This window comes from Mesorhizobium sp. UC74_2 (assembly GCF_042701485.1).
In the GTDB taxonomy this organism is placed as follows: domain Bacteria; phylum Pseudomonadota; class Alphaproteobacteria; order Rhizobiales; family Rhizobiaceae; genus Mesorhizobium.
The window spans coordinates 5,227,769-5,254,709 of the sequence record NZ_CP170562.1 but is presented as its reverse complement, the minus strand read 5'-3'; the positions used below and the strand labels follow the sequence as shown (position 1 = coordinate 5,254,709).

At 63.5% G+C, this 26,941-nt stretch carries 26 protein-coding genes; 7 read left to right on the top strand and 19 right to left on the bottom strand.

Annotated features, from left to right (window positions below; all coding sequences use genetic code 11):
- Positions 1-19 precede the first annotated feature (19 nt).
- Entirely contained in the window at positions 20-895 is an 876-nt protein-coding gene (locus ACFJIU_RS25560) for a DMT family transporter (RefSeq protein ID WP_379064693.1), read from the bottom strand.
- Positions 896-1,024: 129 nt separating this feature from the next.
- Positions 1,025-2,269, bottom strand: a complete 1,245-nt coding sequence (locus ACFJIU_RS25555; protein ID WP_379064691.1) for an NAD(P)/FAD-dependent oxidoreductase — start codon at positions 2,267-2,269, stop codon at positions 1,025-1,027.
- A 567-nt stretch (positions 2,270-2,836) separates the two neighbouring features.
- Between ACFJIU_RS25555 and ACFJIU_RS25550 the strand changes: the two genes are divergently transcribed.
- From ACFJIU_RS25550 to ACFJIU_RS25525, 6 genes are all read left to right on the top strand, one after another.
- Positions 2,837-4,141: an imelysin family protein gene (locus tag ACFJIU_RS25550; RefSeq protein WP_379064689.1), complete on the top strand. Its 1,305-nt coding sequence runs from the start codon at positions 2,837-2,839 to the stop codon at positions 4,139-4,141.
- 92 nt (positions 4,142-4,233) lie between these two features.
- A complete protein-coding gene (locus ACFJIU_RS25545) occupies positions 4,234-4,545 on the top strand; it encodes a (2Fe-2S)-binding protein (RefSeq protein ID WP_101939490.1) in 312 nt (103 codons plus the stop codon).
- Positions 4,511-4,996, top strand: coding sequence for a bacterioferritin (gene bfr, locus ACFJIU_RS25540; protein WP_379064687.1), 486 nt, complete (start codon positions 4,511-4,513; stop codon positions 4,994-4,996). The genes ACFJIU_RS25545 and bfr overlap by 35 nt, the downstream gene beginning before the upstream one ends.
- Positions 4,997-5,007: 11 nt before the next feature.
- The gene (locus tag ACFJIU_RS25535; protein WP_379064685.1) at positions 5,008-6,630 is read left to right on the top strand and encodes a di-heme oxidoredictase family protein; all 1,623 of its coding nucleotides are present in this window, start codon (positions 5,008-5,010) and stop codon (positions 6,628-6,630) included.
- Complete coding sequence (locus tag ACFJIU_RS25530) at positions 6,627-7,715, top strand: imelysin family protein (RefSeq protein ID WP_379064683.1); 1,089 nt, start codon at positions 6,627-6,629, stop codon at positions 7,713-7,715. The genes ACFJIU_RS25535 and ACFJIU_RS25530 overlap by 4 nt, the downstream gene beginning before the upstream one ends.
- A 61-nt stretch (positions 7,716-7,776) precedes the next feature.
- Positions 7,777-8,877, top strand: a complete 1,101-nt coding sequence (locus ACFJIU_RS25525; RefSeq protein ID WP_379064681.1) for a DUF1513 domain-containing protein — start codon at positions 7,777-7,779, stop codon at positions 8,875-8,877.
- Positions 8,878-8,954: 77 nt separating this feature from the next.
- Here ACFJIU_RS25525 and iolB read toward each other — a convergent pair whose 3' ends face one another.
- The 6 genes from iolB to ACFJIU_RS25495 all read right to left on the bottom strand — a co-directional run bounded on the left by iolB (position 8,955) and on the right by ACFJIU_RS25495 (position 15,722).
- Entirely contained in the window at positions 8,955-9,752 is a 798-nt protein-coding gene (gene iolB, locus ACFJIU_RS25520) for a 5-deoxy-glucuronate isomerase (protein ID WP_379064679.1), read from the bottom strand.
- A 9-nt stretch (positions 9,753-9,761) separates the two neighbouring features.
- Positions 9,762-10,007 carry a DUF3329 domain-containing protein gene (locus ACFJIU_RS25515; protein WP_379064677.1) on the bottom strand — a complete coding sequence of 82 codons (246 nt, stop codon included), beginning with the start codon at positions 10,005-10,007 and terminating at the stop codon, positions 9,762-9,764.
- 16 nt (positions 10,008-10,023) lie between these two features.
- Positions 10,024-10,941, bottom strand: a complete 918-nt coding sequence (iolE, locus tag ACFJIU_RS25510; RefSeq protein ID WP_379064675.1) for a myo-inosose-2 dehydratase — start codon at positions 10,939-10,941, stop codon at positions 10,024-10,026.
- Between the two features lie 36 nt (positions 10,942-10,977).
- Positions 10,978-12,828, bottom strand: a complete 1,851-nt coding sequence (gene iolD, locus ACFJIU_RS25505) for a 3D-(3,5/4)-trihydroxycyclohexane-1,2-dione acylhydrolase (decyclizing) (protein ID WP_379073219.1) — start codon at positions 12,826-12,828, stop codon at positions 10,978-10,980.
- 22 nt (positions 12,829-12,850) lie between these two features.
- Positions 12,851-14,782 (bottom strand): 5-dehydro-2-deoxygluconokinase, encoded by a 1,932-nt coding sequence (iolC, locus tag ACFJIU_RS25500; protein WP_379064673.1) that lies wholly within the window; start codon positions 14,780-14,782, stop codon positions 12,851-12,853.
- A gap of 118 nt (positions 14,783-14,900) precedes the next feature.
- The gene (locus ACFJIU_RS25495) at positions 14,901-15,722 is read right to left on the bottom strand and encodes a MurR/RpiR family transcriptional regulator (protein WP_379064672.1); all 822 of its coding nucleotides are present in this window, start codon (positions 15,720-15,722) and stop codon (positions 14,901-14,903) included.
- Positions 15,723-15,873: 151 nt separating this feature from the next.
- Here ACFJIU_RS25495 and ACFJIU_RS25490 point away from each other — a divergent pair, with 151 nt between their 5' ends.
- Positions 15,874-16,983, top strand: coding sequence for a Gfo/Idh/MocA family protein (locus tag ACFJIU_RS25490; protein ID WP_379064670.1), 1,110 nt, complete (start codon positions 15,874-15,876; stop codon positions 16,981-16,983).
- 42 nt (positions 16,984-17,025) lie between these two features.
- Here ACFJIU_RS25490 and ACFJIU_RS25485 read toward each other — a convergent pair whose 3' ends face one another.
- The 11 genes from ACFJIU_RS25485 to hslV all read right to left on the bottom strand — a co-directional run bounded on the left by ACFJIU_RS25485 (position 17,026) and on the right by hslV (position 26,934).
- Positions 17,026-18,117 carry a 3-deoxy-7-phosphoheptulonate synthase gene (locus tag ACFJIU_RS25485; RefSeq protein ID WP_379064668.1) on the bottom strand — a complete coding sequence of 364 codons (1,092 nt, stop codon included), beginning with the start codon at positions 18,115-18,117 and terminating at the stop codon, positions 17,026-17,028.
- Between the two features lie 260 nt (positions 18,118-18,377).
- On the bottom strand, positions 18,378-19,172 hold the full coding sequence (locus ACFJIU_RS25480) for an SDR family oxidoreductase (protein WP_379064666.1): 795 nt from the start codon (positions 19,170-19,172) through the stop codon (positions 18,378-18,380).
- A gap of 64 nt (positions 19,173-19,236) precedes the next feature.
- Positions 19,237-20,070 carry a TIM barrel protein gene (locus ACFJIU_RS25475; protein WP_379064664.1) on the bottom strand — a complete coding sequence of 278 codons (834 nt, stop codon included), beginning with the start codon at positions 20,068-20,070 and terminating at the stop codon, positions 19,237-19,239.
- A gap of 3 nt (positions 20,071-20,073) precedes the next feature.
- Positions 20,074-21,072 carry an inositol 2-dehydrogenase gene (gene iolG / locus ACFJIU_RS25470; RefSeq protein ID WP_379064662.1) on the bottom strand — a complete coding sequence of 333 codons (999 nt, stop codon included), beginning with the start codon at positions 21,070-21,072 and terminating at the stop codon, positions 20,074-20,076.
- Positions 21,073-21,265: 193 nt separating this feature from the next.
- On the bottom strand, positions 21,266-22,186 hold the full coding sequence (locus tag ACFJIU_RS25465) for a DUF1402 family protein (protein ID WP_379073218.1): 921 nt from the start codon (positions 22,184-22,186) through the stop codon (positions 21,266-21,268).
- Between the two features lie 239 nt (positions 22,187-22,425).
- Positions 22,426-22,719 (bottom strand): hypothetical protein, encoded by a 294-nt coding sequence (locus ACFJIU_RS25460; RefSeq protein WP_379064660.1) that lies wholly within the window; start codon positions 22,717-22,719, stop codon positions 22,426-22,428.
- 46 nt (positions 22,720-22,765) lie between these two features.
- A complete protein-coding gene (hslU, locus tag ACFJIU_RS25455; protein WP_129412125.1) occupies positions 22,766-24,073 on the bottom strand; it encodes an ATP-dependent protease ATPase subunit HslU in 1,308 nt (435 codons plus the stop codon).
- Positions 24,074-24,085: 12 nt separating this feature from the next.
- A complete protein-coding gene (locus tag ACFJIU_RS25450) occupies positions 24,086-25,240 on the bottom strand; it encodes a hypothetical protein (RefSeq protein ID WP_379064658.1) in 1,155 nt (384 codons plus the stop codon).
- A 16-nt stretch (positions 25,241-25,256) separates the two neighbouring features.
- Positions 25,257-25,856, bottom strand: coding sequence for a DUF2585 domain-containing protein (locus ACFJIU_RS25445; protein ID WP_379064656.1), 600 nt, complete (start codon positions 25,854-25,856; stop codon positions 25,257-25,259).
- Positions 25,853-26,326, bottom strand: a complete 474-nt coding sequence (locus tag ACFJIU_RS25440; protein ID WP_379073217.1) for a GNAT family N-acetyltransferase — start codon at positions 26,324-26,326, stop codon at positions 25,853-25,855. The genes ACFJIU_RS25445 and ACFJIU_RS25440 overlap by 4 nt, the downstream gene beginning before the upstream one ends.
- A 56-nt stretch (positions 26,327-26,382) precedes the next feature.
- Complete coding sequence (hslV, locus tag ACFJIU_RS25435) at positions 26,383-26,934, bottom strand: ATP-dependent protease subunit HslV (protein ID WP_054312621.1); 552 nt, start codon at positions 26,932-26,934, stop codon at positions 26,383-26,385.
- Positions 26,935-26,941: the final 7 nt, after the last annotated feature.

Genomic DNA, 26,941 nt, shown 5'->3' with positions numbered 1-26,941 from the left:
TTTTTATCGTCGCCGGACGTCAGCTTCGGGCGCTGACCGTTGCCCCGACGCTGGCGCAGATGACGCAGGCGATGCCCGCGATCTGCTGCGGGCTCAGCGGCTCGTGCAGGATGAGATAGCCGGCAAGCGCGCCGATACCGGGTTCGGCGCTCATCAGGATGCCGAACGTGGCCGAGGGCAATCTGCGCAGGGCCTGCATTTCCAGCACATAGGGCAAGAGCGGGGTCAGGACCGCGAGCCCGACCGTTTGCACGATCAGGCCGCCGGGAAGGCCGAGGCCGGTCTCGTACAGGCCGAAAGGCGTGGCGATGAGCGCCGCCGCGACGAAGGAGATGGCCAGGCCGTCGAGACCCTTGAAGGCGCTGCCGACGTGCTTGTTCAGCACGATGTAGGTGCCCCAGCCTGTGCCCGCCGCCAGCGCGAACACCAGGCCAAGCAGATCGATCGTCCAGCTTTCGAGGTTTCGCACAAGAAGCAGCACACCGACGAAGGCCAGCACCAGCCAGATCAGGCGCCAGCTGCGGGCAAAGCCGAATGCCGCAACGCTGAGTGGCCCAAGGAACTCGATGGCGACGACAAGGCCAAGCGGCACGCGCATGATCGCCAGGTAGAACGTGAGTGTCATGACCGCGATCGTGGCGCCCAGGGCGATCGCGGCAGCCAGGTCCCGCGGCCGGTAGCTCCGGATATCGGGGCGCACGATCAGCCACAGCAGGATCGCCGCCCAGGCAAGGCGGCCCCAGGTCACCGCAAACGGGCCGAAACTGTCCATCGCCGGCTTTGCCAGCGCTGCCCCCAGTTGCACCGAGATCATCGCGGCGACCGCCATCAGCACGGCCAGCCCCAGCTGCGAGGGCGCTTGGCCTTCGGCCGCTTTATCCGATGGGTTCTGCAAGCTCGACCTCGTGGAAACTCAATTGCAGCCGCGCGGCGCAACCGAAAATCCCATAGCGTGTCAGCCGGTGTTCACGCAGTTCCACGCGGCGCGTGAGCCCTGATCCAGTTCCTGGCGTGTGCGCGTCGCTCAGGCGGCAGGCGCAGCCTGCTGGTGTGCGGCGAGGGCAGCTTTCAGCGTGTCGGGTCCGGCCTGTACCTGCTCGGCCGTTGGCGAGAAGCCGGCGCCGAGCATCTTGCGGCCGAGCATATGGTCGGCCGGCCGATTGATGGATTCGATGGCGATCAGCCGGTCGCCGCAGAAATGATAGACGGACAGCTTGTTCTCGGTGGCGTCGCCCACGACGATGTGCCGGTCGCCGGCCGCCGTCAGCCCGACCATCTGCAGTTTCATGTCGCCGATGTCGGACCAGAACCATGGCACCGCCGAATAGGTCTCTTCGCGGCCAAGGATGGTGCGGGCGGCAAGTTTTGCCTGGTCGGTGGCGTTCTGCACCGACTCCAGCCGCACATCGGTGTCCGTCGCCCAATGCCGGTAGTTGGCGACATCGCCGACGGCCAGCACCTCCGGCAAGGAGGTGCGCATGCTTGTGTCGATGCGGATGCCGTTGCCGGTGGCGATGCCCGCCGCCTCGGCCAGCTCGACATTCGGCACCACGCCGATGCCGACGATGACCAGTTGCGCCGGCAGCCGGTCTCCGGACGAGGTGACGGCTGCAGCGACATGGCCGTTTTCGCCCTCCAGCCTGGCTACGGTCGTGCCGGTCAGGATACGCACGCCGCCGGCTATCAGCCGCTCATGGACATGGGCAGCGATCACCGGCGCCACGGCACGGCCGAGCACCCGGTCGGCCGCCTCGATCACGGTCACCTTGCGCCCGCCGGCACTGAGCGTCGCCGCGATCTCCAGTCCGATGAAACCGCCGCCGAGGATGACGGCATCCGAAGCCGCTGCGCTTAGATCGCGGATGATGCGGGCATCGTCCAGCGAGCGCAGGGAAATCACACCGGCGAGGTCGCCACCCTGGAGGGGCAGCAATCTTGGCCGCGAACCGGTCGCCAGGACCAGCCGGTCGAAAGGGATCGTGCCGCCGCCGGCAATGTCGAGGACGCCAGCACCTGCATCGATGCGCTCGACGCGCAGGCCGGGGCGCAGGTCGATGTTGTGGCCGGAATAGAAGGTTTCGCCGCGCAGCGGCTGCGGCTTGGCCTCGGCGTCCTTGATGAAGGTCTTGGACAGCGGCGGCTTGTGATAGGGCAGGTCGGTCTCGTCGCCGAGCAGCACGACCGGGCCGTCATAGCCCTCCTCGCGCAGGCTGGCCGCGGCCTGAACCCCCGCATGGCCAGTTCCGACAATGACGACACCATTCTTCATCGCAACCTGCCTTCACATGGAATTTAGATCGAAGCCGCAAGTGGCGATTGTCCGCTGCCGCCGCAAGAGGCCACATCCGGGTCGCACCCTGGACAGCCGGCTGTCAATGCCATTTCCGGGCCATGGCAGTTGCGTGCCAAAATCCGCCGGGGTTTTGCGGCGAGAATGCTTGATAAAACAAAAGCTAAGCTGGCGAGGTGTGGGTGAGGATCCGCTAGCTTGTCCGGTTTAAACTTGATCCTTCTAGTTTAGAATAGTTCCAAACTATTGTTTTGAAAGGCTTTATTGCCGATTTGCGTTGACTTTCGCCGTTCTCGCAGCTTTATGGAGGCTCGCGCAACCCCGCGCATTCCTTTGATGTCTGGGCCTTGAACCCTTTCGATTGGAGGCAGTCTTTGCTTTTCCCGCGTGCGCCGCGCCTTTCGGCGGTTATCCGCTCGGCCTTTGGCGACAACCGTCGCCGCGTCTGCACGCCTTTTTCTCACACATTGCGCCATCTGCCGGTCGGGCCTTGCTTCCCGGCGCGGGTGGTCGGTCTTTAAGATGGTCCCGAGGGAGACGTTTGAAATGCAGAACAACAAGGTGACGGCACGCTTCGGCGGCAAGATTGCCGCGATCGCCGCCACGCTGGCGTTGACCACGGCCGTTTTCGCGCTGCCTGCCAAGGCAGAGACCGATCCGAAGGCGGTCATCAAGACCTATTCCGATATCGCGCTGGCGAAATACGAGGACTCGCTGACCACCGCCAAGGCGCTGGATGCGGCCGTCGATGCGCTGATCGCCAAGCCGTCGCAGGAAACGCTGGACGCGGCCCGCACCGCCTGGAAGGCGGCGCGCGTGCCTTATCAGCAGTCCGAAGTCTATCGTTTCGGCAACCCGGTCGTCGATGCCTGGGAAGGCCGCGTCAATTCATGGCCGCTGGACGAGGGCCTGATCGACTATGTCGACAAGAGCTATGGCACGGACTCCGACCAGAACGCGCTCTATACGGCCAATGTCATCGCCAACAAGGAAATCGAGATTGATGGCAAGAAGGTCGATGCGTCGAAGCTGACCAAGGAATTCCTGTCAGGTTCGCTGCAGGAAGCCGGCGGCATCGAGGCCAACGTCGCTACCGGCTATCACGCCATCGAATTCCTGCTGTGGGGCCAGGACCTGAACGGCACCGGGCCGGGGGCCGGCAATCGCCCCTTTACCGACTATGACACCAAGAACTGCACCGGCGGCAATTGCGACCGCCGTGCCGAATATCTGAAGGCGGCCAGCGACCTGCTGGTTGACGACCTCCAGGAGATGGTCGGCAACTGGAAGGACGGCGGCGCGGCGCGCAAGGCGCTGGAGGAAGGCGATCCGAAGGCCGGCATCGCTGTCATCCTCACCGGCATGGGTTCGCTTTCCTATGGCGAACTGGCCGGCGAGCGCATGAAGCTCGGCCTGCTGCTGCACGATCCGGAAGAGGAGCACGACTGCTTCTCCGACAACACCTACAACTCGCACCTCTATGATGCCGTTGGCATCCGTGACGCCTACCTCGCGAGCTACAAGCGCGTCGACGGCAGCACCGTTTCCGGTCCTTCGGTGGCGGATCTCGTCAAGGCGACCGATCCGGCGCTCGACAAGGAGCTCACCGGCAAGCTGGAAACCAGCGTTGCCAAGATGGAAGCGATCAAGGCGCGCGCTGAAAAAGGCGAGGCCTATGACCAGCAGATCGGCGAAGGCAACAAGGAAGGCAATGCCACCGTGCAGGCGGCGATCGACGCGCTGGTCGACCAGACCAAGTCGATCGAACGCGTCGTTGCGGCACTGAAGCTGGACGCCATCGCCTTCGAAGGTTCGGCCAGCCTCGATTCGCCCGAGAAGGTGTTCAAGTAGGAGCGTGGCACCTGCCGTTCAGGCGGGTGTTGAGAGAAACCCAGAAAGCCACGCGGCGCCGATGAAGCGCCGCCAGCCATCCAGAACCGCAAATGCTGATCTGTCATTGCAATATCATCACTGAAAAGGAGATCGAGCAGGCCATCATCGCCCTGCTGGATGAGGATCCCTGGCAGCTTATCGTGCCGGCCAAGGTCTACCATTCGATGCGCAAGCGTGGTCGCTGTTGCGGCTGCTTCCCAAATGTGGTGGAAACGATCATTCGGGTCACCGAGAACTACCACGCCCGCTCGGAGGCGGGCGGCGTGGATATCGTTTCACATCTGGATCGCGTGAGAGAACTGCGCGTCCAATACGGGAGCAAAACCCATGAAGGGCGAAAAACAGGTCATCGAGCGGCTTAACGAAGCTCTGTTCCTAGAGCTCGGTGCCGTCAACCAGTATTGGGTCCACTATCGCCTGCTGGAGGACTGGGGCTACACCAAGCTCGCAAAGAAGGAGCGGGCGGAATCGATCGAGGAAATGCAGCACGCCGACAAGCTGGTGGCCCGCATCATCTTCCTTGAGGGGCATCCGAACCTGCAGTCGGTCGCGCCGCTGCGGATCGGCCAGAATGTCAAGGAAGTGCTGGAATCGGACCTGGCCGGCGAATATGACGCCCGCGCCTCCTACAAGCAGTCGCGTGATATCTGCCACGAGCATGGTGACTATGTGACCATGAAGCTGTTCGAGGAACTGCTCGCCGACGAGGAAGGCCATATCGACTTCCTCGAAACCCAGCTCGATCTGCTCGGCTCGCTCGGCGAAGAGAAGTATGGCCTGCTCAACGCGGATTCGGCCAACGAAGCGGAATAGGACATGCGCGCATGCGGCGCATCGTAGACTTGTTGCGCCGCGCATCACGCGGATGGAAAGCTGAACAAACCGACCAACCCGCCACCGGGGTGGTCGGTATTTTTCGACATACCAATCATCTGGCGATTGTCGTGTTGCTTGCAACCATGTCGCCGACCGCGCTCGTGCTGGCCGGCGATGCGCCTGATCTGCCGACCGCGCGCACCGATCTTTCCGAAAAGGATCGCGCTCGCGTCGAGGCCATCACCAGGCCGACGACCGACTTCTCCAGGCCGGAGGAGTATGAGTTGATGCAGGGCGGCGCCGGCACTTCCAGGAAACGCGTCACCGCCGACGCTTTTTCACAGTCCTCGGCCAACATCACTTTCGAGGAAGAAGGCACCTTCAAGCTCGGCAACGCCATTTTCCGCAAGAACTGGGTCTCCTCGCCATCGTCGACGCAGGCGTCGGATGGGCTCGGGCCGCTGTTCAATGCCCGTGCCTGCCAGACATGCCACCTAAAGGACGGCCGCGGCCACCCGCCGGAAGGCAAAGCCGATGCCACCTCGATGTTCCTGAGACTGGCGCGCGAGGCCTCGACCGAGGAAGAAAAAGCGCAGCGCGCCGAGCGCAAGGTGCTGAACTTTCCCGACCCGACCTACGGCACGCAGCTGCAGGACCTCGCCGTTCCCGGCCTTGTCGGCGAAGGACGCATGCGCATCACCTATGTCGAGCAACCGGTGACGCTTGGTGACGGCACCAAAGTGTCGCTGCGCAAGCCGAGCTATGTGGTCGACGGTCTCGGCTATGGTCCCATGGATCCGGCCACGACGCTGTCGCCGCGCGTGACCCCGGCCATGATCGGGCTTGGCCTGATCGAGCAGATTCATCCCGCCGACATCCTGGCCAATGCTGATCCTGAAGATCGCGACGGCGACGGCATCTCCGGTCGCCCCAACATCGTGCGCGACGAGCTCACCGGTGAACTCGCCCTCGGTCGCTTCGGCTGGAAGGCGCAGACGCCATCGATCCGCCAGCAATCGGCGGATGCCTTTGCCGGCGACATCGGCATTTCGACGCCGGAAGTGCCCAGGCATTGGGGCGATTGCACCAAGGCCCAGAAAGCCTGCCTGGATATGCCGAACGGCGTTCAGGAGCGGCTCGGGCCAGTGGAGGCGCCAACGCCGGTGATGGATCTGGTCACCTTCTACTCGCAGAACCTTGCCGTGCCGGCACGGCGCGACGTCGACAAGCAGCCCGTGCTGGCAGGCAAGAAGGCCTTCTACGAAATGGGCTGCGCGTCCTGCCACACGCCGAAATTCGTCACCCGCCGCGATGCACCGAACAAGGCGCAGTCGTTCCAGCTGATCTGGCCGTATTCCGATTTCCTGCTGCACGACATGGGCGAAGGGCTGGCAGATGGCCAGGCCGTCGGTGACGCCACCGGCAACGAATGGCGCACGCCGCCGCTGTGGGGCATCGGCCTGACCCAGCGTGTCAGCGGTCACACTTTCTTCCTGCATGACGGCCGTGCCCGCAATTTGACCGAAGCTATCCTGTGGCACGGCGGCGAAGGCCGGAAGGCCCGCGACCGCTTCGCCGCCGCCGGCGCCGGCGAGCGTGACGCGCTGATCAAGTTCCTGGAGTCGCTATGATGAAACGCCTAAGCAAATTTTCCGCGCTGCTTGTTTTCCCGATGGCCCTTGCCGCTGCCCAGCCGGCCGGAGCGGCCGTGCAGGCTTCGGATGTCGTCAACGGCGCGGTCGATGGCTTCATCCGCCCGGCCTACGCGTCGCTGCAGCAACACACGGCGTCGACAGCCAAGGCCGTCAAGGCCCTGTGCGCGGCGCCGTCGAAACAGGCTCTCGATACCGCGCGAACCGAGTTCGCAGGCGCGGTGACGGCCTGGTCGACCGTCGAAATCGTTCGTTTCGGGCCGATCACCGAGAACAACCGTCTGGAGCGCATGCTCTACTGGCCGGACCGCAAGGGACTTGGCCTGAAGCAGGTACAGGCGGCACTGGCCGATAAGGACGCATCAGCCGCGGATGCTACCGGCGTTGCCGGCAAGAGCATCGCCATGCAGGGGCTGGGTGCGTTGGAATTCGTCCTCCATGGCCAGGACGCGGAGACACTCGCCGGCAAGGACGGCGCCTATCGCTGCGCCTACGGCCTGGCCATCGCCGGCAACATCGAGACGATCGCCACCGAGGTGTCTGCTGCCTGGGCGAAGCCGGATGGTTTCGCCGCTCAATGGGCGAGCCCCGGTCCTGACAACCCACTCTACCGCGACGGCAGTGAGGCGGTGACCGAATTGATGGGCGCCTTCATCAACGGACTTGAGCTGGTGCGGGATCAGCGCCTGAAGAGCTTCTTTGGGGCCAGCCCGGATGAGGACAAGCCAAAGCAGGCGATCTATTGGCGCTCGGGCCTCACCGGCGCCTCGCTTGCGGCCAATCTCGACGGCATGAACCGCCTGTTCCAGGCTTCGAATCTCGGCGATGCGCTGCCCAAGGACGAACGCTGGATCGCCGATTCGATCGGGATCCAGATGGTCAACAGTGTTGCCGCGGCCAAGGAGGCATCCGGCCCGGCCACCGAGGTTCTGGCTGACCCGAAGCGTCGCGCTGCGTTGGAGCACTTCCAGCTCATCACCAGCAGCCTGAGCAACCTGTTCGGCACACGGCTGTCGGGCGCCTTCGGCCTGACCGCCGGCTTTTCCTCGCTGGATGGCGACTAGAGCGTTTCCGTTTTTCACGGAAGCGCTTCAATCTTTCCGGAATTGCTCTGAGGTCATCCCCATGCGCACGCCACTCATCGATCGCCGTGATTTTCTCAAGGCGGCAGGCGCCGGCTTTCTGGCGGCGCTGGCGCCGAAGGCCTGGGCCGCGACGCTGGCGGCGGATGCCGTCTTTGCCACTGCCTATATGAAACGCGACGGCAGCTATGGCGCTGCCGTGCTGTCCGAAGCCGGAAAAATGCTGCATGCGGTCGATCTGCCCGATCGCGGCCATGACGTCACCTTCGACCCGGTCTCGGGCCGCTCGGCAGTGTTCGCCCGCCAGCCAGGGACGTTCTTCGTCGTCTTCGACCACAAGGGCCGCAGCGAACCGCTGACCATAGCCAGCCTGCCCGATCGGCATTTCTTCGGCCATGGCGCGTTCTCGACCGATGGCGCGCTGCTCTACGCCACCGAAAACGACTTCGACAATGCCGCCGGCATGGTCGGCGTCTACGATACCAAGGCTGGCTTCAAGCGCATCGGCGAGTTCCCCACCTACGGCGTCGGTCCGCACGAACTGCTTTTGCTCGGCGATGGCCGCACCATCGCGATTGCCAATGGCGGCATCGAGACGCATCCCGATTTCGGTCGCGCCGAGCTCAACATCGCCACCATGAAGCCGTCCTACGTGCTGGTCGACCGCGTCACCGGCGACCTGATCGAAAAGCATGAGCTGCCGCCGGCGCTGCATCAGCTGTCCATCCGCCACATGGATCTCGACGCCAGGGGCACGGTGTGGTTCGGCTGCCAGCATCGCGGACCGGCGACGGAGCAGCCGCTGCTGGTCGGGCGTGCCGAGCGCGGCAAGGACCTCGCATTGCTCGACATGCCGAAGGATGTGCTGACCGGCTTCCGCAACTATATCGGCTCGGTGGCCGCCAATCCGGATGCCGGCACGGTTGCCGTGTCATCACCGCAAGGCAATGCCTTCGCGGTGATCGAGGCGGCCAGCGGCAAGGTGCTCAAGACCAGCAGCCTGACCGAGGTCTGCGGCCTGGCGCCCGACCATGACGGGTTCCTCGCCACCACTGGCGCCGGCGTCATCATGCAGCCCGACGGCAACACGGCGAAGGAGCCGGATTTTGTCTGGGACAATCACATGCTGCGAATAAGGGAGTAGGAAAATGGGGGAATAAGGGAGCGGGCTGGTGTCGTTCAACAGCCCTTTTTGTCCTACCGCCTTACTCCCCTATTCCCTTACCTGCTTACCAGCCACTCATGCTCCACGGCATTGTGGAACTTCCACGTCCGCTTCGGCCCGGCCATGACGTTGAGATAATAGAGATCGTAGCCGTGGCAGGCGGCGCAAGGGTGGTAACCCTTGGGCACCAGCACCACGTCGCCGTCTTCCACCGCCATTGCTTCGTCCAGGGAGCGATCATCGGTATAGACGCGCTGGAAAGCAAAGCCCTGCGGCGGGTTGAGCCGGTGATAGTAGGTCTCTTCCAGATAGGATTCGGCGGGCAGGTTATCCTGATCGTGCTTGTGCGGCGGGTAGCTGGATGTATGGCCGCCCGGCGTGATCACCTCCACCACCAGCAGCGAATCCGCCGGCTCGCCTTCAGGCAGGATGTTGGTGACGTAGCGGGTGTTGGTGCCCTTGCCGCGCGTTTCCTGGCCGAGATCGTCGGGTCCGATCACCCGCACCGGCAGGCCGCCATTCAGTCCCGGTGCCGTGCAGACGGCAAGCTCCAGTTCGGTCTCCGCGATGACGGACCAGCCAGAGCCCTGCGGCACGTAGACGGACCAGGGCTTGCCGTCGAAAGGCGACATGCGTTCGCCGAGCAGGCCGAGTTTCTGCCCGCCGGCCGTGGCCTTGCCCTTGCCGGTGACGAACACCAGGCAGGTTTCACGGTCGCCCGTCTCGCCTGACACGCTTTGTCCCGGCGCCAGCCGGTGCAGGTCGAAACCGACATGCGTCCAGCCGGCGTTCTGCGGCGTGACGTTTGCGACATGGCCATGGCCTGTCCTGGCCTTCACCAGCAGTTTCGACATGTTCGTTCCTCAATCCCTGTTGTCGGCAGTCCCGGTTTCGGGCGTCTTGGTTTCACCTGGCTGTTGGCTTCCGTCGTCGGGCTTGTAGCTGATCAGGAACGTCCACACGGCGTAGACGGCCATGCCTCCGACCAGCGTACCCCAGAATGGCGTTCCCACCGCGAATTCGACGGCCGACCAGATCACGCACACCGCAATCACCGCGAGCCGGCGCCACAATGGCCGGAAGAAGGGATGCTGGTTGTCCTTGTTCATCGCGATGTCCGTTTCTTCAACTGGTAGGGAAGCCCTGTGTCTCTACCGTATAGCCTGCTGCAGTCATCACGCGCATCAGTTCCTTGTGTCCGACCTGGGCCATCCTCAGGGGAGGGTTCTTCTTCGGATCCTGCTCGGCTTCGACGACGAACCAGCCTTCATATCCATAGCCGGCGAACTTCTGCACGATCGCGCCGAAATCCAGCGACCCGTCACCTGGCACGGTGAAGGCGCCAAGTGCGACTGCATCGAGGAAGGATTGCTTCTGCCAGTCCAGTGCCTTGATGACGTCCATGCGCACGTCCTTGACGTGCACATGGTTGATGCGCCGGTGATGATTGTCGATGGCGCGCAGGACATCGCCGCCGGCGAAGGCCAGGTGGCCGGCATCGAGCAACAGCGGAATGCCTTCGCCCGAATGCTTCATGAAAGTGTCGAGTTCGTGCTCGAACTGCACCACCGCCGCCATATGGTGGTGGTAGGAGAGCGGCATGCCCTGTTCCGCGCACCATTCGCCGAACTCCGTTACCTTGCGCGCATAGGCTTTCATCTCGTCATCGCTCAGCACGGTCTTGGTGGCGAGCGGCCTGGAGCGGTCGCCCTGGATCGAACGGCCGACCTCGCCATAGACGATGCAGGGCGCGTCGACCGCCTTGAACAGCTCGATCATCGGGGCGATGCGGTCCTTGTTGACCGCGAGCTCTTCATTGACCAGCGTACCGGAAAACCAGCCGCCGCACAGCGTGACGTCGGCGTTTCTCAGGATCGGCAGCATCTCTTCCGGTGTGCCCGGGAAACGGCGACCCTGCTCCATGCCGGTAAAACCGGCCGAACGCGATTGCCTCAGGCATTCCTCGAGCGAGACGTCGTCGCTCAGTTCCACGAGGTCGTCGTTCCACCATGCGATGGGGGACATGCCCAGTTTGGCTTTCAATTCATAAACTCCGATCTCGATGATTGGGTCGCAAACTCAGTCGCCGACGCGCTGCAGCCTGCGCTTTTCCTCATAGCCCTTGCGGGCGACGGTGACTTCCTTGCGGGCGCTCACTTCCGGCACCGCCACGTCCCACCAGTGCCCGCCGGCCTCGGTGGATACCGAGGGGTCGGTGTCGATGACGATCACCGTCGTGCGACTGTTGGTCTTCGCTTTCGCCAGGGCGCTTTCCAGGTCGGCGATCGAGGAGACCTTTTGCGCGACCGCGCCGAGGCTCGCGGCATGGGCAGCGAAGTCGATGTCGGGCAGCGTCTCGTGGCGGGCATCCTTGAGCAGATTGTTGAAGTTGGCGCCGCCGGTCGCCATCTGCAGCCGGTTGATGCAGCCATAGCCTCGATTGTCGAGCAGGACGATGGTCAGCTTCAGGCCGAGCATCACCGAAGTGGCGATCTCGGAATTGAGCATGAGGTAGGAGCCGTCGCCGAGCATGACGACCACTTCCTGGTCCGGCCTTGCCATCTTGGCGCCGAGCGCGCCGGCGATCTCGTAGCCCATGGTCGAGAAGCCGTATTCGGCATGATACGAACCCGGCGCGCCGGCCTGCCACAGCTTGTGCAGTTCGCCCGGCAGCCCGCCGGCGGCATGCAGCACGGTTACGCCGGAGCCCATCGCGCGCTGGACCGCGCCGATCACCTGCGCGTCGGAAGGATAGGCCGCATTGGTTGGAGCCGTGACCCTGGCGGCGGCGGCCTGCCACTCGTTCTTGCCCTTGGTGGCGTTCTCCGTCCAGCTCGCCGGGGCTTTCCAACCCTTCAGGCCGGCCGCCAGCTCCGCCAGTCCTTCCGCGGCATCCGCCACCAGCGGCAAGGCGCGATGTTTGCCGGCGTCGAAGGGCTGTGCGTTGAGGCCGATGATGGTCTTGGCGGAATTCTGGAACAGCGCCCAGGAGCCGGTGGTGAAATCCTGCAGCCGGGTGCCGACCGCGACAACGACGTCCGCCTCTTCGGCCAGCCGGTTGGCGGCCGTGGTGCCGGTGACGCCGACAGCCGCCATGTTGAGCGGGTGGTTGTCGGCCAAGGAGGATTTGCCGCCCTGCGTCTCGCAGACCGGAATGCCGGCCGCTTCGACGAAACGTGCCAGCTCGGCGGACGCACCGGAATAGAGCACGCCCCCGCCGGCGATCACCAGCGGCTTCCTGGCGGCCTTCAATGCCGCGACGGCGTCATTCAGTTCGGTGCGGTCGGGGCGAGGCCGGCGCACCTGCCAGATGCGCTCCTCGAAGAAGCGCTCGGGATAGTCATAGGCTTCCGCCTGGACGTCCTGGCACAGCGAAAGCGTCACCGGGCCGCATTCGGCGGGATCGGTCAGGACCTGCATGGTGCGGGCCAGTGCGGGAATGATCTGTTCCGGCCGGGTGATGCGGTCGAAGTAGCGGGAGACCGGGCGGAAACAGTCGTTGACGGAAACCGTGCCATCCGAGAAATCCTCGGCCTGCTGCAGCACCGGGTCGGGAAGGCGGTTGGCGAAGACGTCGCCTGGCAGAAGCAGCACCGGAAGCCGGTTGACGTGGGCGAGCGCTGCGGCCGTGACCATGTTGACCGCGCCTGGACCGATCGAGGTGGTGGCGGCCATGAAACGGCGGCGGAAATGCGCCTTGGCGTAGCCGATCGCCGCATGCGTCATGGCCTGCTCGTTGTGGGCGCGGAAGGTCGGCAATTCGTCCCGCAGCTGATAGAGCGCCTCGCCGATGCCGGCGACATTGCCATGGCCGAAAATCGCCCAGACGCCACCGAAGATCGGCAGCTTTTCGCCGTCGATCACGGTCATCTGGGCGGCGAGGAAGCGGGTGAGCGCCTGCGCCATGGTCAGGCGAACGGTCTTGGTCATCATGCGTCTCCTCCGACCGGTCTTATGCCGCCTTGCGGTCTCGTGCGGCAAGCCAGGCCCTGGTCAATTCCTCGAAGCGCCGCGCCATATCCTCGACGGCCTGCTCGTCGTTCATTTTGCCGGCAAGCCATTGTTCGGCTGCGTGCACAAAGATGGTGCGGCCAACTGCAAAACCCTTGACGATCGGCGCGTTCGCGGTAGCGGCGAAAGCCGCCTCAAGTTCGTCGAGCGGCGCCTCGAGGCCCAGCAGGACGACACCGCGGCAGAGCGGATCATTGCGCACGATCGTCTCCTCCACTTTCGCCCAGGCGCCGGCCGAAGCCTGTGGCTCCAGCTTCCACCAGTCGGGCTTGATGCCGAGCGCGTAGAGCTCTTCAAGGGCACGCGGAATGGTGTCGTCGTCAACCTTGCCATGCTTGCCGGCGATGATCTCGACCAGCAGTTCGCGGCCGACCTTGCGTGCGGCCTCGAACAGAGCGCGCAGTTTCTCCTGCTGCTCCCGTTTCAGGGCCTCCGGATCGTCTGGGTGATAAAAGCACAGGCACTTGATGCAGTGATCGACGGGCCAGTCGACCAGCTGCGATCCGATATCCTGGCTGAATTCGAAACGCAGGGGTCGCGAGCCCGGCAGTTCGACCGGGCGGCCGAGCCAGGCGAAGGGATGACGGGCGAATTCGAACATCGCTTCCCGGCCATGCTTCTCGTCGATCAGCATGCCGTAGCCGTCGCGCCCGGCTGCAACTTCCGCGGCAGCCTTCACCGCAAGCACCTTGAAGGCGTTGATGCGGGAGACATCCGCGCCGGCTTTGCTCGCGATATCTTCCAGTTGCACACGATGGTCGCAGGCCAGTGCCATAAGCAGCGGGATGTCGCGGCGGCGGGTGGTCGCCCAATGTACATGGTTGATCGCCTCGTCCTTGCGCAACGCCAGGTGTTTCGAGCCGTTCCCCAGGAAGAACTGCAGTTCCGTGAACGTCGGATATTCCGGTGCGCAGAGCAGGCGCGACACCGCAAACGCCCCGCAGGCATTGGCCCAGGTGGCAGCCGTCGCCAGATCCTCGCCGCCGAGCCAGCCGCGCAGGAAGCCGGACATGAAGGCATCGCCGGCACCCAGCACGTTGTAGATTTCGATGGCGAAGCCGTCGCCGACGATGCCGTCTTCGAGGTCATCGCTGATCCGCCCGTCATAGACGATGCAGCCCTTGGCGCCGCGCTTCAGCACGATGGTGGCGGCAGACAGCGAACGGATGGTCTTCAGCGCCGCCAGCAGGTCGCCTTCGCCCGATGCGATCAGCACTTCTTCTTCCGTGCCGACGATCAGGTCGCAATCCGGCAATACGGTCTTCAACTGTGCCGAGACACGGTCGGACTTGATGTAGCGGCCGAACCCTTCGGCATGGCCTGCCAGGCCCCACAGGTTCGGGCGATAGTCGATGTCGAACACCACCTTGCCGCCATTTGCCTTGGCGATGCGGATTGCCTTGCGCTGGGCGGCGTCACTGTTGGGGCGGGAAAAATGCGTGCCGGTAACGACGATGGCCCTGGCCGACGCGACGAAAGCCTCGTCGACGTCGTCTTCGGACAGTGCCATGTCGGCGCAGTCGGAGCGGTAGAAGATCATCGGCGAGACACCCTCGTCCTCGACCGAGAGCAGCACCAAAGCCGTCAATCGTTCGGGGTCGGTGCGCAGGCCATCGACATTGACCTTCTCGCGCGTCAGCTGTTCGCGGATGAAACGACCCATCTGCTCGTCGCCGACGCGTGTCAGCAGTGCCGACTTCAGGCCAAGTCGCGCGGTCCCGACAGCGATGTTGGCCGGGCAGCCGCCGACCGACTTGGCGAAGGAGGTGATGTCTTCCAGCCGGGAGCCGATCTGCTGACCGTAGAGATCCACCGAGGCGCGGCCGATGGTGATGACGTCGAGCGCCTTGTCGGCGCTGCGAAGGCTCGCCATGCTTTCCTCCCTGAAACGACAGGTTTTCTGGCGTCCCAGGACGCCGTCGGTACTCCAGGCTATGAAATATTAATTCCATTCCACAGTCAATATGGAATGATTGGGCTATTTTTGGAATTCACGTTCCATTGCGCCGCTCGGCCGTTGCCACGGCCAGCGTCATTGCCAGCGCCATGGTGGCTGACAGGGAACGGAAGCCGGCGCAATCGGCCTCCGCCACCTCGAACCAGACCTTGGCCGACTGGGCGAGCGGGGAAAAGGCACTGTCGGTGATGGCCACCACCGGCACGCCCTGGTCGGAGAGCACGCGGGCATAGTCCACGGTCTGGGAGGCGTAGGGCGAAAAGCTGATGGCCACCACGGCATCTTTCGGCGTGGCGAACGACATGATCTCCGGATCGAGGCCGGCGGCGGATTCGACCAGCGTGTAGCGGATTTTCAGCTTGCCCAGCGCATAGGCCATGTAGGAGGTGATCGGGTAGGAGCGGCGGCGCGCAACCAGATAGATGGTCTCGGCCCTGGCCAGTACTTCCACGGCGCGGTCGAGCAGGCCGTCGTCGAGCGCGCGCGATACGGCTTCGAGCGATCGTGTCGCGGACTCCACGAAGCCGTCGAGGATGGTGCGGTTCTGGGTGACACCGCCGCCGCGCAGTGCCTTCAGCCGGTCTTCATAGGAGACGGTGCGTTCGCGCAGCCTTTCGCGGAACACCGATTGCAGGCTGGTGAAACCGTCGAAACCGAGAAACTGCGCGAAACGGATAAGGGTGGAAGGCTGCACGCCGGCGGAAGCGGCGATGCTGGCGGCCGTGCCAAAAGCGATTTCGTCGGGATTGTCGAGTGCATAGGCCGCGATCTGCGCGATGCGCTTCGGCAGCGCGGAACGCTTTTCCAGAACGAGGTTGCGGAGCGATTCGTAGTCTTGCGGCAGGCGAGGGTTCATGGGTTCAAGAATCCCCTGTTCTGTCTCCAATCGCAAGAGCATAGCGGTTCGCGGAAAAGATGCCATCCAAAATGGATCATATATTCCATCAAAGACAGAAATGGACTAAAGAGTTCAAAAGAGTATCGTCACACAGTCAGGGAGAGTGCACATGATCGGCGTTGGCTTGATCGGAACCGGCTTCATGGGCAAGTGTCATGCGCTGGCCTGGACGTCTGTGCGTACCGTGTTTGGCGATGTCGAACCGGTGCGGCTTGTCCATCTCGCCGAGGCCAGTACGGAACTGGCGCGACAGCGTGCCGACGAATTCGGCTTCGACAAGGCCTCCAGTGACTGGCGCCGCCTGATCGAGGATCCGGCCGTCGATGTCGTCTCGGTCACCACGCCGAACCAGTTCCATCCTCAGATGGCCATTGCCGCCCTCGAGGCAGGCAAGCATGTCTGGTGCGAGAAGCCGATGGCGCCATCGTTCGCCGATGCCGAAGCGATGCTGGCGGCGTCGCGCCGTTCCGGCAGGGTTGCCGCGCTCGGCTACAACTATATCCAGGGCCCGACGGTCCGGCACATCCGCGCGCTGCTTGACGAAGGCGTCATCGGCGATATCAGCCATCTGCGCATCGAGATGGACGAAGACTTCATGGCTGCTCCCGAGGCGCTGTTCAACTGGAAGCATGAGGCTGCTTCCGGTTATGGCGCGCTCGATGACTTCGCCGTGCATCCGCTGTCGCTGGTGAAGGCCCTGTTCGGCCGTGTGGCCAGCGTGATGTGCGACATGGCCAGGCCTTATGCCGACCGTGCTCTGGCCGGTGGGGGCCGCCGCGCCGTCGAGACCTATGATATCGCCAGCAGCCTCATCCATCTCGACAATGGCGTCTCGGGCACGCTGCTCGTCAATCGTTCCGCCTGGGGACGCAAGGGCCACATTGCCGTGCAGATATTCGGTTCTAAGGGCTCGATCCTGTTCGACCAGGAACGGTTCAACGAATTCCAGCTCTATGTCACCTCGGATCGTGCCACCGAGCAGGGCTACCGCACCATACTGGCAGCACCCGTCCACAAGCCTTATGACCGTTTCATCCCGGCGCCGGGTCATGGACTGGGCTTCAACGACCTCAAGACGATCGAGTGCCGGGAACTGATCCGCCGCATCCGGGGCGAAGAGGCAAACCTCATCGAGTTTGACGAAGGGCTGGAGATCGAGCGTACCGTGCATGCCATGGCACGCTCGTTCGAGGAAAAGCGCTGGGTCGACGTGCGCTGAGATCGCCTGGCGACGAAGACGCTTCCGCCGCCAGGCAACTGTTCACGCCGCGCCGGGCCGCTTGGCGATCAGCGCATGGCGTGCGGCGCGGCGATGTTCGACCGCATCGGCAAGCCCGCGCAGCACCGTCTCGGTCATTGCCCAGTCGATGCAGCCGTCGGTGATGCTCTGCCCGTAGACCAGCGGCTTGCCGGGCACGACATCCTGCCGGCCGGCGACGAGATTGCTCTCGATCATCAGGCCGATGATGCGCTCGTCACCTGCTGCGACCTGTGCCGCCACGTCGGCCGCGACCTTCGGCTGGTTCTCCGGCTTCTTGCTGCTGTTGGCATGGCTGACATCGATCATCAGCCGCGGGGCGAGGCCGACGCGGGTGAGTTCCGCACTGGCCGCCTCGACGCTTGCCGCGTCATAGTTCGGCGCAAGCCCGCCGCGCAGGATGACATGGCAATCCTCGTTGCCGGTGGTGGCCGCGATCGCACTGCGTCCGCCCTTGGTCACCGCCATGAAATGATGCGGGTGCGCCGCAGACTTCACCGCGTCGGCAGCGATGCGGACATTGCCGTCGGTACCATTCTTGAAGCCGACCGGGCAGGACAGGCCCGATGCCAGTTCGCGATGGATCTGGCTTTCGGTCGTGCGCGCACCGATCGCGCCCCAGGCGACGAGGTCGGCGATGTATTGCGGCGTCGTCATGTCGAGGAATTCGGTCGCTGCCGGCAGGCCGAGATTGTTGACCGCCGCCAGCACGTTGCGCGCCAGTCTCAGCCCCTTGTCGATGTTGAAGCTGCCGTCGAGATCGGGATCGTTGATCAGGCCCTTCCAGCCGACCGTGGTGCGTGGCTTTTCAAAGTAGACCCGCATGACGATCTCGAGCCGGTCGGACAGACTTTCGCGCAACGCCGCCAGACGGTTGGCATAGTCTATGGCCGCGGCCGGGTCGTGGATCGAACAGGGACCCACCACGACCAGCAGCCGGTCGTCGGTGCCGGTCAACATGGCATGGATCGCATTGCGCGAGGCGGTGACCGTTCGGGTCGCCGTCAGCGTGCGCGGTATCTCCTGCATCACCTGGTCAGGTGTGCTCAGTTCCTTGAGTTCCTTGACCCGAAGGTCGTCAGTGGTGGTCAACACGGCTTTCTGCTCCTGGTTGGGAGACCTGCCGGCTGAAACAAAAAAGCCGCCAGGTCTGGCGGCTGTTCGGATCTTTATGCTGCAATCTTCAGATCGAGCGCAATCCTCCCGCCGCCAGCGAGCTACCGTAGCTAAAGTACCAAAACGAGGCGGTCAGGTGGATCATGGCGTGCCTTGTAACGGAAGCCGCGGTGTTTGTCACGCCCCTTGTCCCAACCGACCAGAACGCGTCGTCGTCGCGCGGTTCGTTGCCGGCCCGCCTATTCGCCGATGATGCCCGGCACGTTCTGGTCGTAATCCACCAGCGCGCCGGTCATCACGCCGGATTGGGGCGACAGCATGTAGGTGATGAGGCCCGCCATCTCATGCGTCTTCACCAGCTGCCCCATCGGCGCGCCAGCCTCGGCCCTGGCCAGCCAGTCGGCTCCCGCACCATGGAATTTCGCCTGCGTGTCGGCCTCGCCCGGCGTGTCCATCCAGCCGGGCAGCACCGCGTTGCAGCGGATGCGGTTGCGGCGATAGGCGTTGGCGACATTCTTCGTCAGTGTCGCCAGCGCACCCTTGCTTGCCGAATAGGACGACAGGAAGGACTGGCCGCCATGCACATTCACCGAGAGCACGTTGACGATGGAGCCTGCCTGACCGCTCGCAAGCAGATGCTTGACCAGCCCCTGCATCAGAAAGAACGGCCCGCGTACATTGATGGCGAACATCTCGTCGAACATGTCGGGTGTGGTCTCGACCAGCGAGCCGCGCGCGGCCGAAGCTGCCGCATTGACCAGGGCATTCAGGCTGCCGAACCGCTTCAAGCCTGTTTCAACGGCAGCGAGGCAGGCGGCCGGGTCGGCGAGGTCCGCGCTGACGAAGATCGCTTCGGCACCCTTCTTTTCCAGTTCGGCGACGGCGGTCCGGCCTTTTGCCTCGGAACGTCCGAGCAGGACCAGCGCCTTGCAGCCTTCGTCGACGAGCTGCCGTGCCACGGCCAGCCCGACCCCTTGTGCGCCGCCGGTGATCAGCGCGCGCGTCGCGCTGTTGCGTGTATCGAGTGTGGTCATTCAGGCCTCCCGGTTCCGATCTGTTCGACCCCCGCCTGCTTCAACACGCCGGTCAAGCCGCCTTTCAGGCAAGACCGTCGCGGATGAAGTCCATGCTGTTGCGCAGCGCCACGGCGGGATTGTCCAGCGCGTGGATATCCGGCGAAAACGGTTCGAAGGAGAACGGTCCGCCATAGCCAAGGGAAAGCAGGTCGCGGATCTGCTCGATATTTCCGAGCCGGTCACGGCCGTCGACGAGGATGCGATGCTCGTCCCGCATCTCTTCCGCCGTCAGCGCGGGATCGACCACGCCCGAGATGTGGACGATGCCGGTATATTCGGGGAAGAATTCCTTCTCGCCCGCCAGGTGGTGGTGGAAGGTGTCGTGCACCAATCGATAACGCGCCTTGCCGCCGGCCGCTTCGATGGCCGCGACGGCGTCCGCCTTGAGGCGCAATGATGACGAGGTGAAGCCCAGCGGCTCGATCAGCGCTATGAGACCGGCCTTGTCCAGCATGGGCAGGATTTCGCCCAGCGAGCGGCGCAACGCCTCTTCGCGTTCGCCTTCGCCATATTGGGGAGCATCGTTGCGGGGGATCAGGCTGATCGATTCCGCGCCAGCCCGTCCCGCCTGGTCGATCAGCAGCTGAACCCTGGCGCGCATCGCATCCGACCAGGCATTGAAACCATAGACTTCGGACAGTCCGAGCAAACGGACGCCGTTCGATCGGGCATGGGCGCCGATCGCTTCCGGCGCTTCACCATCGAAGAACGCGGCATCGGTGAGCCTTTTGTCGGCCAGGTCATTGCGGAGCTCGACGCCGATGCAGCCAAGCGACACAGCGAGGTCGAGGAATTCCCGGCAGTTCAGCCGGGGTGTCGCCATATGGTTCAGCGCGAAGTTTAGCTGCGCCGACATTGTTCAGCTCGCCTTGATCGCAACCGTCTTGCCGGTGACGGCGGATTTGAGCGCCGCATCGGCGATCTTCAGCGCGATCAGGCCATCGATGCCGCTGGGCGAGGCTTTCTTGCCGGTGGTCGTCGCCTCGATGAAGGTAGCGATCTCATTGGCATAGGCATCGATGTAGCGGGTCATGAAGAAGTCATGCAGCGGCGGCCGGGTGTAACCCTTCTCGCTCGCCACTTCGATGGAGACGGGGCGCTGGTTCTCGGCCGCCACCATGCCCTTGGAGCCGTGCACTTCGATGCGCTGGTCATAGCCGTAGGTGGCGCGGCGCGAGTTGGAGATGACCGCCTGTTTGCCCGATGCGGTTGCAAGGATGACGCTGACGGAATCGAAGTCGCCGGCCTCGCCGATCTTCTTGTCGACCAGCACGGAAGCGTGGGCCGACACCGCAACCGGTTCTTCTCCGAGCAGGAAACGCGCCATGTCGAAATCATGGATGGTCATGTCGCGGAAGATGCCGCCCGACCGCTTGATGTAGTCGACCGGCGGTGCACCGGGGTCGCGCGAGGTGATCACCACCTGCTCGACCTTGCCGATGACACCGTCGTCGATCGCCTTGCGCACCGCGGCAAAATGCGGATCGAAGCGGCGGTTGAAGCCGACCATCAGTGCCGCCTTGGTCTTGTCGACCACGGCCAGGCATTTCTCGACGCGCTTGACGTCGAGGTCGATCGGCTTCTCACAGAAGATCGCCTTGCCGGCCCTGGCGAAGCGCTCGATCAGATCGGCATGGGTATCGGTCGGCGTGCAGATGATGACGGCGTCGATGTCCGAAGCCTTCTCGATCGCCTCGATGGAGCGGACTTCCGCGCCGTAGCCCGCCGCCAGTTCCTTGGCCGCTTTCTCGAAGGCATCGGCAACGGCGACCAGCTTGGCCTGCGGGTTCGAGCCGACCGCCCGGGCGTGCACCTTGCCGATACGTCCGGCACCGAGGAGACCAAAACGCACTGTCATGACAACCTCATCGATAAGGGCTGGAGAGCAGGAGCCTTCGTCCGGATTTTAGAACGAAAGAACCAGAAATATTCTGTATGAAATGTTTATTCCATACTCCGGAGAGCCGTCAAGCTCCATGCGCATGACAAATGCGCTCTCGAACGTTCAGCGAAGTCTCAACGCCGAAACGGCCGGGGCGACGGGTCGAAAACTAGAACAGCGCCTTCAGCTCGGCCAGTTTGTCGTTGACCAGCCAGCCGTAGTAGTTCTCCTCAGGCAGCTTTTCCGGCTCGCCGGCAGCGCGGCGGCGGTCGTTTTCGGCCTTCAGCTGGGAGGCACGCGCTTCCGGGTTGCCGACATTGTAGAGCGTGGCGGTAAGGCCCGGGTTCTGCGAGATGTCGAAGCCGGCGATGTTGCGATAGGCCTGGATGGAGGTCTTCACGATCGCGGCGACGTAGGGCAGCGTCATGTCCGGGTCCATGATCGTCTTGTAGATCTCGTTCGGGTCGTCGACGTCGAGCCTGGGCAGGCCCGACACCTTGTTGACCATGTCGCTCATCTGCAGCGCCGTCAGCGGGTTGAGCTGGCCGAGGCCAAAGGTCTGGCCGGCATAATAGGGCTGGAAGAAGGTCGCACCGAAGCGGTCGTTGGGGAAGCTCGTGCCGCCAACGGTCTTGCCCCTGAAGGAGCGGTTCCACACCTGCTCGCGGCATTCCCAGATGTCGTTGCTGCCGGTCTCATTGGCGCATTTTTGGAATTCCGGCCGACGGATGAATTCGGAGACGTCTTCGCCCTTGTAGGCAAAGGTCAGCTTCGAGGAGAGATAGGACATCGCCTTGACATAGTACGTCTGCAGGCGGTCATACGCGCCGACATTGTAGGTATGCTCGCCGACCAGCGCTCCGACGATGTGGATGGGATCGACACCGTAGGCAGCCGCGGCCTTCTTGATCTTGCCGCGCAGCTCGGCGTCATTCTGCAGCAAAGCATAGACCTTGCGGTATTTGGCGTCGAAAGACGTATTGGTCGCCTTGGTGCGCTTGCTGGAGGAGCCGGGGATTGGCGGCTGTTCGGCATTGCGGTTGCCGGGCGGTACCAGCGTGGTCGCATGCACCGCAGCCAGCGGCGCCATGGTCAGCACCGAAGCGAGAAGGAAAGTGACCAGTTTCTTCATCAGCGACCGCTCGAAATCGTGCAATCCGGGAACCCGCGACGCCGCAAAAGGCCTCACGCTGGATTTGCTCTAGGAAAAGCGGGCAGGCGAGTCGAGCCCTTCGTGCGGGATTGTGGCGAAAGGCCCGGGCCTGCTTCCATTTGGCCACACCGGGACAGGACACTGGCCGGTATTTTCGACGGACGTCTTGGCGAAGTCTAGCTGAGGCCCGACGTCTTCAGGAATCGCACGAACTCCTCGACGAGCCCGGCGCACATGCCCTGCTGGGGCACATCAAGCATAAGCACCAGCTCCGAGATTTCCTCTTTCGAAAGAGGGCCACGCTCTCCACTCACGCTTCCATAGCGAGCGGTGCCGCGCGACGCGAGCGATCGGTCGAGGCCGTAATCCTTGATCTGTCCATCGATCGAGAGCTGGAGCCACAGCGAACCGCCGTCCGACGCGGCGGCACAGTTCACGACGGTGGCAACAGGCCGCCCGGCAGTCGTCATCTTGAGTTCTGACGCATGACGCTACCAGGCGACCCCTTGCTACAAATTACAGGATGAAGCGCGACAGGTCGGTGTTCTTCGACAGGTCGCCGACATGCTTCTTCACATAGTCGGCGTCGATCGTCACCTTGCTGCCGTTGCGGTCCGGCGCGTCGTAGGAGATCTCGTCCAGCACGCGTTCCATCACCGTCTGCAGCCGGCGTGCGCCGATGTTCTCGACGGTCGCGTTGAGATCGACGGCAATACCGGCCAGCGAATCGATGGCATCGTCGGTGAAGTCCAGCTCGACGCCTTCGGTCTTCATCAGCGCGATATACTGCTTGATCAGGCTGGCCTCGGTCTCGGTCAGGATGCGCACGAAGTCTTCCTTTTCCAGCGCCCTGAGTTCAACACGGATCGGCAGGCGGCCCTGCAGTTCCGGCAAAAGGTCCGACGGCTTGGAGACATGGAAGGCGCCCGAGGCGATGAACAGGATATGGTCGGTCTTGACCGGTCCGTATTTGGTCGCCACCGTCGTGCCTTCGACCAGCGGCAGCAGGTCACGCTGCACGCCTTCGCGCGAAGGTCCGCCCGAAACGTCCGAGCGCGCCGCGATCTTGTCGATCTCGTCGAGGAAGACGATGCCGTCATTCTCGGCCGCCTCCAGGGCGCGACGCACCACTTCGTCCTGGTCGAGCAACTTGTCCGACTCGTCCTGGATCAAAAGGTCATAGCTTTCCTTGACCGTGGTCTTGCGCATCTTGGTGCGCTTGCCGCCCATGGCCTTCGACAGCATGTCGTTGATGTTGAGCACGCCGACGCCTGCCGGCATGCCGGGGATCTCGAAGCCGGGCATGCCGCCATTGCCGGTATCGGTCACCTCGATCTCGATCTCCTTGTCGTCCAGCTCGCCGTCGCGCAGCTTCTTCTTGAAGCTCTCGCGGGTCGCCGGTGAAGCCGTCTTGCCGACCAGGGCTTCGAGCACCCGCTCCTCGGCGTTGACATGCGCACGCGCCTTGACGTCCTCGCGCATCTTTTCACGCACCAGGCCGATGCCGACCTCGACCAGGTCGCGCACGATCTGCTCGACGTCGCGGCCGACATAGCCGACTTCGGTGAACTTGGTGGCTTCGACCTTGACGAAGGGCGCGCCCGCCAGCTTGGCCAGGCGGCGCGAGATCTCGGTCTTGCCGACGCCGGTCGGCCCGATCATCAGGATGTTCTTCGGCATCACCTCTTCGCGCATCTGGCCTTCCAGCTGCTGGCGGCGCCAGCGGTTGCGCAGCGCGATCGCGACGGCGCGCTTGGCATCCTTCTGGCCGATGATGAAACGGTCGAGTTCGGAAACGATTTCGCGGGGGGAGAAATTGCTCATGAAATTACACGTCTACGCTTGTTTGATGGGAGGGAGTTTGTTGAGCACGGATGTGGGGAGCGTCGGGCGTACGATCAAGCGCCTGATATGCTGCCATCCGGCGCCGAAGGTTATGATCAGGGCGCCGACCACCAGCAGGATCAGGGCGAATGGCGGAATGCCGGTGCTGTTGGCGGTCGAATTGACCAGATAGTAGATGCCCAGCGATCCGAAATAAGCAAGCGTCGGCACCAGCAGCGATCGGCGATCGATCGCGAGCGCCACATAGACGAAGGCGATGATCAGGATCGCCAGCATGATCGTGGCATTGGCGTCGGGTTCGATGCGGCCCATCACGACATCCTGGCCGGTGGCCATGATGAAGAGAGGGTGCACCAGCATCGGCGCCGACACGACATGCAGCCAGAACGCGCAGTCGGACCAGATCTTGCGGCGCTCGCGGTCGTACACATCGAGCGCGACGGCCGTGCCGAAGACGATCAGGCCGCAGATCAGCGGCATGTAGAGTGCCGCCCGCATCAGCTCCGGCATGTCTTCCAGTCGCGGCGGGGCGACCGCTCCGGTGGTGACCCCGTCATAAAGCAGGAGCGCGGTCTGCAGGAAGGCAAGCAGTGTCGCCGCGATCGCGAAAATACCGGCCAGGATCGGCACCCTGAAGCGCCAGAAATAGAGCGCGACCGCCGCCATGACGCCGCCGAGGAACAGATAGCCGGCGCCCGAGACCTGCTGGCGAAGCGCCAGCAATTGCCAGATCGATTCCGGTTTCTGGATCGGATAGCGCGCGAAGATCTCAAGCCCGAGCGCGACGGTGAAGGAGATGACGAAAAACAGGCTGAGCACCGTCGAGGACAGTTTCATGCGGTGCTGGCGCGTGACGATCTCGGCGAGCCCCCAGGAAAACACCGCCACCAGCGCCGCTATCCACAATCGCTGGCCGGGAAGCAGCGTGTTGAGCACGAAATAGAAGCCGACCGTCAGCAGGACCGTGCCGACGGTCACGAACAGATCGTTGCCGCCGCCGATCAGCCGCAGGTTTTCCTCGGCCGATTCCGAAGCGTCTTCCGTGGTGAAGGAGCCGCTGCGTTCCAGCGCATAAAGCCGGTCGCGCTGCTGCGTGGTGATGACGCCCTGGGTGACGGCGCTGTCGAGCGTTTCCTGGCTGATCACAACAGATACCCTGTCATCATGCGGTCCCCTGCCAGGCTTTGACCGCTTCCAGCGGATAGACCAGCATCAGCACGTTGAGCGTGAGATTGTCGCGGACCATGTAGCCAGTACCGAGCTCGAACAGAATGGCGATGGTCACGACCAGCCAGACGGGAAGATAGCGGGCGGCGGCGAAGCCTGCCACCATGGCCAGCGTGTCCGAGACCGAATTGATGATGGAATCGCCGAAATAGTCGAGCGAGATCGTGCCGGCGCGGTAGCGATCGATGATGATCGGGCTGTTTTCCAGGATCTCCCAGCCGCCCTCGATCACCAGCGCAAAGGCAAGCCGGACCCAGATTGACGAGCGCGGGAACAGGAGTTTCGCCAGCGCATAGAACAGGAAGCCATGGATGATGTGCGAGGGGGTATACCAGTCCGTAATGTGCTGGGAATTCTCCGAGCTCTGTACGATGCCATGCCACAGCTTGACGGTGCCGCAGGTGCAGATGGCCGGATGGCCCTGAAAGTGGAGAACCAGCGCCTGGATGACGACAAGTGCGGCGGCAATGGCAATGCCGGCCAGCCAGGCCGGCCGCTGGTGCCGCGGCGGATCGCCGGCGCCCGCAGCGGTCATTCGTCGTCCGCTTCTTCTGGATTGTCGATCGCCATCAGCAGCGCGTCCCCGCCATTCTCCGTCCGGAAACGACGGACCGGGCGGAAACCGACCTTTTCATAGGTTCTGACAGCGGCTTTGTTCGCCGGATCCGGATCGAGGATGACCCGCGGCGCGCCTTCCTCGAACAGCATCTCGACGAATTCCGTGATCAGCCGGGTGCCGTGGCCCTTGCCGACCAGCTCGGGTTCGCCGATGAACTGGTCGATGCCGAGCGTGCCGGTCGGCTGGTCCTGGAACGGGTTCTCGCCATCATCGAGATGCGGGTCGTAGCTCTGGATGTAACCGATCGGCTTGCCGTCCAGTTCGATGATGAAAGGCTCGGTATCGACGCTGTCGATCGTCTCGGCGATGCCTTTCATCTCCGTTTCCTTGTCGCCCCACCATGCTGCGACATGCGGCATGACGAGCCAGCGCGCCAGAAGCGGCATGTCCTCATGCGTCAGTGGACGAAAGCCGTAGCTGGGCGCTTTCGGAGAATTCACGATCAGGCGGCGTCCAGCGTTTCGACAACGAAATTGTGGTTGGTGTAGACGCAGATGTCGGCCGCGATCTGCATGGCCTTGCGGGCGATCTCCTCGGCATCCTTGTCGGTGTCGATCAGCGCACGCGCGGCGGCCAGCGCATAGTTGCCGCCCGAGCCGATCGCCATCACGCCCTGTTCCGGCTCCAGCACGTCGCCATTGCCGGTCAACGCCAGCGAAACATTCTTGTCGGCCACCAGCATCATGGCCTCCAGCCGGCGCAGGTAGCGATCGGTGCGCCAGTCCTTGGCGAGTTCGACACTCGCCCGCATCAGCTGGTCGGGATACTGCTCCAGCTTGGCTTCCAGCCGCTCCAGAAGCGTGAAGGCATCGGCTGTCGCGCCGGCGAAACCGGCAATGACGCTGCCGCCCTTGCCGATGCGGCGAACCTTGCGCGCATTGCCTTTCATGATGGTCTGGCCAAGGCTGACCTGGCCGTCACCGGCGATCACCACCTTGCCGCCCTTGCGCACGGTGACGATGGTCGTGGAGTGCATGGAACGTTCGTCTGACATATGTTGC